Annotated in this window: 4 protein-coding genes and 3 pseudogenes; 2 read left to right on the top strand and 5 right to left on the bottom strand. The window is 57.7% G+C overall.

Features of this window, described 5'->3' with window-relative positions; genetic code table 11:
* Positions 1-94: 94 nt before the first annotated feature.
* Positions 95-1040: pseudogene (locus RAH32_RS21700) on the bottom strand (IS30 family transposase); the annotation flags it as partial.
* Between RAH32_RS21700 and RAH32_RS21070 the strand changes: the two are divergent.
* Positions 1039-1152: pseudogene (locus tag RAH32_RS21070) on the top strand (IS5/IS1182 family transposase); the annotation flags it as partial. The pseudogenes RAH32_RS21700 and RAH32_RS21070 overlap by 2 nt on opposite strands.
* A 156-nt stretch (positions 1153-1308) precedes the next feature.
* Here the strand turns inward: RAH32_RS21070 and RAH32_RS21065 are convergent.
* A complete protein-coding gene (locus RAH32_RS21065; protein ID WP_306610363.1) occupies positions 1309-3921 on the bottom strand; it encodes a S8 family serine peptidase in 2613 nt (870 codons plus the stop codon).
* Positions 3922-4627: 706 nt separating this feature from the next.
* On the bottom strand, positions 4628-5464 hold the full coding sequence (locus tag RAH32_RS21060; RefSeq protein WP_306610362.1) for a CBS domain-containing protein: 837 nt from the start codon (positions 5462-5464) through the stop codon (positions 4628-4630).
* Positions 5465-5998: 534 nt separating this feature from the next.
* On the opposite strand from RAH32_RS21060, the pseudogene RAH32_RS21055 reads away from it, so the two are divergent.
* Positions 5999-6431: pseudogene (locus RAH32_RS21055) on the top strand (transposase); the annotation flags it as partial.
* Positions 6432-6506: 75 nt separating this feature from the next.
* Here the strand turns inward: RAH32_RS21055 and RAH32_RS21050 are convergent.
* Positions 6507-6977 (bottom strand): hypothetical protein, encoded by a 471-nt coding sequence (locus tag RAH32_RS21050; protein ID WP_306610361.1) that lies wholly within the window; start codon positions 6975-6977, stop codon positions 6507-6509.
* A gap of 88 nt (positions 6978-7065) precedes the next feature.
* Positions 7066-7344 (bottom strand): nucleotidyltransferase domain-containing protein, encoded by a 279-nt coding sequence (locus tag RAH32_RS21045; protein WP_306610360.1) that lies wholly within the window; start codon positions 7342-7344, stop codon positions 7066-7068.
* Positions 7345-7698 lie beyond the last annotated feature (354 nt).

The following is a 7698-nucleotide window of genomic DNA, read 5'->3' as shown; positions in this document are numbered from 1 at the left end:
ACCAGTTCGCCATAATGTTCGGCGAGCGCTTCGACGCTTGAGTATCTGAAACCGCATGGACCGGGCTAGATACACAAAGTTCAGGACACTCCCAGACGGATAAGTCCGTCCCATTCGGGAAGTATTGGCGCAGGAGGCCATTGGTGTTCTCGTTGCTGCCGCGCTGCCACGGGCTCTTTGGATCACAGAAGTAGACGCTGACATCTGTCGCGACGGTGAATTTGTAATGATAAGCCAATTCCATCCCTCGGTCCCAAGTCAGCGAAGCCATGACGCCCTGCGGTAGGTGCTGCACCCGGGAGATCAGGGCGCCGACGACGCTGTCGCTGTCCTTGCCCTCGACTTTGACCAGCATGACAAAGCGCGAGCTGCGTTCGACCAGCGTGGCGATATGGCTGTTTCTGGAGCCGCTCAACAAGTCGCCTTCCCAGTGGCCGGGAATGGCGCGATCCTCGACTTCTGCTGGTCTGTCCCGGATCGACACGGCGTCAATGATCTGTCCCCGGGTCTGACCTGCCGTTGTCGCGGTTCGGCCCCGACGCATGATCCTGCGACTGCGCAGATGGGCGAGCAGCTCTTTCTTGAGGACGCCTCGCGCCTGTATGAACAGGCTTTTATAGATCGTCTCGTGCGAGATGGTCATGGAGGGGTCTCCAGGATACCGGGCCTTCAGCCACCTGGCAATCTGTTGTGGCGACCATTGGCCGGACAGCTTTCCGGCGACCAGTCTTGCACAAGGCGGGGTTGAATGCCAACCGACAGGGCTTGGGGCGAAGAGCCCGATCCAATGCCCGTTCTTCAGCCCGGGCAGCGCGATACACACGGCGTCCACCGTTGCGCGCAACTTCACGGCTGATCGTAGAAGTTGTCCGCCCCAGATCGCGGCCGATCTGGCTAAGGGCACGGCCTTCAGCAAGACCACGCGATATCTCCTCTCGCTCCGCCAAGCTAAGCGATCCCGGCTTGCGTGATCGAGGCGCCGGGGCAAAACCTCCCTTTGCCGCGACAACACCAAACACCGAGGCCGCATGCTTGCCCAACCGCTTTCGCCGTCTCGCCATCCGCTACGAGCGGCGCGCCGACATCCACGAGGCTTTCGTGATCCTCGGCTGCGCCCTCATCTGCCTCAACCAGATCAGAAGGTTTTGTTAGGTGTTCTAAGGCGCTTGCAGCGCGGACATCATCTTTTCAACGCTCAGCTATCGTGATGATGCCGCATTGCCTTGCAAGACATGACTTTGCCCCGGGCGTCTACCCAGTCACGCATCTTACCGATCTGCTCGCAACTAGACAGCATGTGTGCCCGAATCAGTGCAGCGCTAGCATCTTAATGAGGCTTGGCAGGCCTGCACCTTGCGCGTAGCAATCGCGATTGAGATCAATGCAGTTATCGAGCAGGATCTGCTTCACTCGGGCGGGGTAGCCGATAAACTCGCGATGTAGGCTCAGGTAGGCCGCAAGCAGCCCTGAGACGTGCGGGGCGGCCATGCTGGTGCCGCTCCGTTCAACATAGAGTTCCTCAAGCTTCGGCAGTATCCCTGCAGAGATACCCCCGCCCGTCCAGTCGTGGCGCGCTGAGACGATCCGCTCTCCCGGCGCCACCAAGTCCGGCTTGCGTCGGCCGTCCGCCGTTGGACCCCGCGACGAGAAATAGGAGACGCCGTAGGTATGCGGGTTGGACTTGTGGACCGACCCGACCGCGATCGCCTCCTCGAGATTGGCCGGATCGCCGATCGAGAGATCAAGGTTGGCCGGGACATATCCTGTCTCGCCGCGAAGCCAGGTGTAGCCTTCGTTGCCGGCGGCTAGGCACACCAGGACGCCTTGCCCCCAGAGCCGGCGCAATTCTTGGCACATCGGCGTGTGGCCGCAGCCGAACACCGACGGGTCGAAGTTCCCGCCAAGACTGAGATTTATGCCGTGGATCACCAGCTGCCCTGCCCGCTCGTTGATCGCCGCGACCTCGTCGAGCGCCTTGATGATCCAGCTGTCGCGGCCGTTGCCGTTGTCGTCGAGCACCTTGAAGCTGTAGAGTTGGCAGGCCGGCGCCATCCCGGCATACAGCACTCCCCGGTCAGGATCCTGGCCGGAGACTGGATGATCCGATCCGGAGGCGGCCACCCGGCATTCGCCGGCGATGATCGCGGCCACATGGGTGCCGTGGCCGTTCTTGTCGAACTTGTCGAACCTGGGATCGCCGGGCTCGATCCGATCCAGGCCCTTCGACCCGGTACAGTCGTACTGCACGACGACGTTGGCGTGTCGCCGGAAATGCGGGTGGTTGGCGCAGATCCCGGTGTCGAGCACCGCCCACACGATGCGCTGGCCGTCGGCGCCATAGCCGAGGTTGCCGGGGCGCGCCTGGACCGTGTGCGTAGACCGACTGATCAAGGCCTGCTTTGGCGCGTTGCGCCAGATGCCCTCGATCTTCAACTCGCGGAACCGGCTGCGCAGCACCTCGACCTCGAGCCGCGTGAGATCGGCGGACAGATACCGGCGCATCCGGTCGGTGCGGGCGTCATCCGGATCGAGGTCCCGGCTTCGCAGGAGGTCGTCGATCGCCCCTGTTACCGCATCGGCGACCTCGTTGAGATCGCGCGCCACCCCCTCCCTGTCAGAACGATCTGCCGCCAGCTGGATCAGTGTGGCATGCCGCGCATCGGGGTCGCTGCCCTCGAGTTGCTCGACGAAGTCGCCAGCGATGACAAATGGTGCGATCGGCTGCGCGAAGCTCGAGCCGACGGCCTGGCGCACTTTGTGCCGCACCGCCTCGAGGCGCAAGTATCCGGTCGAAGAATGCGGATCGTCTGGCACGAGATTTTCGACGGGGATGTCCTCCAGCCTGGTATCCCCGCCGAAGTCGTTGTTGAGCCGAGTATCCGGTAGGGCAACGATGTCGCGGGGATCGGCGAAGTTGAGCCAACGCTCGACGCAGTCCGGCACCTCGAGCTTGCCGCCGCCCCAATCGCGTAGAGCGTCCTGGACCTCCTTAATTCCGAGGGGCGATCCGATCGTGACGAAGAGCGGGACCTTGTGCCGTTTCGCATCGAGTTGGCGCAGGAACTGGTAAGCAATCATCGACCCCTGGCTGTGGCCGATCACCACGAACGGGCCGCCGCCCGCGGCAATTCTTTCGGCAACGCTCCGGAGCATCGCCTGCCGCCGGTCGGGGACGTAGAGGAAGTCGTGAACGTCCCGCATGAAGGCCCGCGTCACCCTGCGGGCGATGAACTGCCTGAGCGGCCTGAAGGGCACGATCTTGATCCCGGGAGACCCCGGCGGTCGGGTCAAGCCGCCGTTCTCGGCATTGGTCACGGCGCTCGCCGCCAGCATCTTTTCGGAAATGCTCTTCAGCGTGTTGCGCTTGTCCGAGTCACCCCCAGCGAGCGCCTCGATCTCGTTCTCGACGGCCTGCTCGTCGGCATCCGCGCCGCTCTGCCCGAGCGAGAGTGCCATGATCGTGCGGGTCGAGATCTCGTCGTCGTCGACCCGGACCTCGTCCGGCTCCGCGCAGGTCGCATCTAGCGGCCGTGGATAGTAGGCGCGGTTGACCCAATAGGCGAGCCGCGTCCGGTCGCCCATCCGGTTGCCGAAGAGCGCGGTGTCCCACTGGCATTTCAGCACTTCTTCCCTCGGCTTTGGCCCGATCCCGTGCACGTAGACCACCATATGTGCCTTACCGCCGCCGGTGCCGAGGGCGGCCGGTGAGTCGTTGCCGACCGGCAACGGTGGCATGGCAAAGGTGACATCGGCTGGCACGGACGCCGCCTTGGAGGGAGCGCGTCTGCCATTTTCGGCTCCCGATGCCTGCGTTCCAGAGGTAGCCACCCGCTCGGACGTCTTTGCCGTCGCACGTCCGGCAGACTTGACCGCCGACTTTTTTACCGACTTGCCGCCCGTAGTTGTTGTCTTCTGAGCCATGCCTTTCCCCTTCACAGCGTTCTTCTTAATTGTGATGGTACCATACTCGGGCCTTGGCGAGATATACTGAAGCGCATCGGCGTCCAGCGAGCCGACGCGCGTAATATCTACAAATGCTTGCGTGGAAATTGGACTGCGACGCTGTGAATCAATTATTCTACGAGTCGGGCTTTGATCCAAGCGCCACATTGCTTGTGCATTCTAGTGGAGATGCCATGCCATCGATTACTGAGTGTCTTCTTGGACGTTTTCCACTCGCGACAAGCAGAAGACGGCCTTGATATAAATGGCCTCTTCTAATTGCGATGCCGACAATTGTCGGCACCCGCGTCAACTTGCGGCAGAAAAACCTTAAAATTGTGAGACCGATTCGCTACCGAGTGGCCCGGTACGGCCAACCATCGACATGCCCGAGGCGCGCGCAGCAGACGGTAGCTACAATGATCTCTGCTGTCCTTGGTTGAACCGCTCCGGGTTTGCCGGAGCGATTCAATACAGTCATCTGTGCAGCCTTGACGCGGCGGGTTCACCTTCCGATCATTCGGATTGGGCATTGGCGACGTCCTGAAAACGCTTTAGACGCGCCATCAACTCGTCGAACGTGATGGCATCAGATTAAAGTAGCCCTGCTTCCGGCATTTTCTGGTAGTTTGCTCGAGCGCCTTTAAGGCCTCGCCTTATGGGATCTGGCTACACAACTTACAGACTATGATCCGCTGCTGCTCACAAGCGCCTGCAAGAGGAAGTAGTTCAAATCTTCAAACGTCAGTACCCCCTTTAGAACGCCTCTCGCATCGGTAACCGCGACAAATTTGACTTCGGGCACTTTGAAATCAGTCAGGGCTTGTTCGACCGTTTGATTTTCATTCACCGCCGCTACATACCCGTCTCCCAACTCTATCCGCCTTTCCGGGAATCTGAGGGCTGTGCCGAAGGTGCTATACATCATTATCCTATCCGCCAGATTCGAAAGATCAGGATTGGAAGCCCCAATATCTGGGAGAGCCCAAGCAGCAAGGGCTTCAGAAAAGAAGCTGGAATTGTAGGAACCTATGTACCTATCTGTTTCATCCAAAACTATTACGCCCTGTAACTTGCCGCAAGTAAGCGAGGAACGAATTGCCCATGTTGCATCTCGAACATACTTTGAAAAATCGGGAGTGTTGAACGCGGGTACATCGGACTTTCTCAATACTAAAAACCTGCTGCACGACTCCCAGTATGCTGCTTGGCCGAAAGACGGCCCATCAGGATCAACCGGGGAAAGCCATCCCGCTTCAAGGTCCGCGATGGCCACACCAACCTCCGCTATGCCCGTTTCTAATTGTTGCTGAAGTCTCTCCACTGAGACACCAAATCCAGACAGCTTGGCCACCGAACCCGTCTGAAAGAAGAAAAGCAGGGCAGGAAGAAAAGCTACCGCCGCGACTAGTGCCTCGCTTGCTCCCGGTATCAGATATCTTTTCATCAGCACGGCAAACGAGAAGGATAGTACTAGGATTAAAAACAGTAGCATTTTGTTACACTCCCCGTAATCAGACATGTAAATTGTTCATTATTAGCGTCTGATAACCTTAGACATATAGAACGAGATGCCGTAACTTAGCCGATCCCTTGCCGATCCCTGCTGAAGTTGTAGAGGTGCGCGGACTACCCATCGTAAATCGCCTTCGCGAAAGTTTCCCACGTTGACCTTAAACAAGCCGATACCGGACTGCTCTATCTCAGTGTCATCGATATCTAGGTTCGACAGCTGCTAGTTCCCTGCAACGTCAACTGCATTCCGAGTCTAGTTAATAGACTAGCCGCTCCTCGTTGAGAATGCGCTAGCCTTTCCTTGAGCGCCATTGGCTTAGAGGGCCGAACGTGTCGAAAAACTCTACCTCAACAGTGTAAGTATCAGAGATGAACTCTATCAGCCAATTAGCCACACTGATCTCCTCACCGTACTCCGAGGGCTTCTTTGTCACCTGAACATGATCCCACATTTCCTGTTCTCTAGGAACCGCATAAAAGCAGCGTCGGATGGGAAATTACAGATTCGGCAGCATATTTCCACGAGCGATTAGTACTTCATTCTGGCCGTGAGGGCGTCAGCCCCGTGCTGCCGGACCTCTTGGGCCAGATCCTGCCAGATGAACAAATCGGCATCGTGACCGGCGACGGTGCCTCCGACACCCGGCGTTGCCACACAGCAATCCTAGATCGCGGCTGCACCGCCGTCATTCCCATCCGCAAGAGCAGTCGCTTGTGGAAGGAGGACTGTCCTGCCGCCCGCGCCCGCAACGGCATCATGCGGGCGAGCAGGCGCTTTTGATCGTGCCACTTGGAAACGTTGGTCCGGCTATCACTCACAGTCGGATCGATGCAAGAGGCGATGCTTCAAATCCTTCGGCGAGCGGATCGCCTCACGAGACTCGAGCAGACAGACGGCCAAAATCCACATCCGCATCGCACTCCTGAACCGCTTTAACGCGCTCGGTACAGCCGAGATCAAGCGCGTGGCATGAGGTCAGCGGGATAAGGGAACTCACCTCAAAAGTTGAGTTCTGCAGCAACACCGATCTTATTCTGTATTATTAGCGTTAGTAAGGCAGCCTAATAGACTCCTCGCCTCCCCCCCCATTTTCGGTTAGGCTCATCGTCTTTAAACCAACTGTTCTCGACAATACGTCCTTTAATTGCTTTGCCCCTTCTTCTGCAGCTTTAACAGCCTCTTCCCAAGTTGGATTATCGCGAGACGTATGAACAATTTGAACGTGCGGGCTATCCACATACTGCATAACTTCGAGAGGGATGTTATCCTTAAGGTCAAAATCAACATATCGGTTGGAGGACAAGGTTCCGTTAAAGTCTGCCCAAGTATTTTTCTTTTTTGTGGTAAATATATGAAAACCGTCTTCATATACTTCGGCCCAAAGCGTTCCTTTAAATCCCCAATACGAGCTTCTAGACTTACACTCAAACTCTGCTACAAAAACTCCGTTCCTTGATAAACTCCAAGTTCCGCTCGCCGACCCGCCGCCGCCATTGTCTTTAAATTTTTCGCTCCACATTTCGCTAACCTCCCGAAAATATTCAAATATTATTATACCACAGCTACTTTCTCATGACAATTCGCTTCATTCTCAACCGGATTCTTCCTCACGGGCCCATCATGTTGATTTCCAGGCAGCGCCGTCCGCCTTGCACTGCCGGGTGGCGACCAGAAAGCCGGAGCAGCGACGAAAGAAGCGCGTCCCGCTCGCCCCCTGTAAGGCCGCGATCCACAACGGCCAGCAGGTCAATATCGCTTTGGGGTCGCAGCCCGCCCGAAACCGCAGAACCGTGCAGATAGACCGCGAGCAAAACATCCCCGAGTATGTCGCGCAGGTCTGCCATCGCGGCTGATACTTGTTCGATTTCTTCCGGCACAGCCTGCATGTCACCTCGCTTTTGGCCTGCAGACTATCAGGTGCATGGCCGCTTCGTCCCGCATAGCGACACGTATTCTAGACTCGCGGCTCACCGCTTCGAGTCCTTTCCCCGATAGCGTCCGAAAGGGATCGTTGAGAGGACGGCGAGATTGCCCCTGAACAGCCCCATCGAAGGCCAGCATTTGCTGGCGGGACGAAATTTCAGATGAATGGTCCGTTATGTTTTGCAATGAGGGGGCGTCCAGTGTGACAGAGCGCTCCCAGGTATCCAAGGCTAGAGCGTATCTCAGCCATCAAGATTCAGGGTTCCCAGCCTGCCCATGATGTGATTCTCTTCTGCTAGGGCAGATGGAGATTTCAG

This window comes from Paracoccus yibinensis, from assembly GCF_030846195.1.
In the GTDB taxonomy this organism is placed as follows: domain Bacteria; phylum Pseudomonadota; class Alphaproteobacteria; order Rhodobacterales; family Rhodobacteraceae; genus Paracoccus; species Paracoccus yibinensis.
The sequence above is the reverse complement of the archived record's forward strand: the minus strand, read 5'-3'. Positions and strand labels throughout refer to the sequence as shown.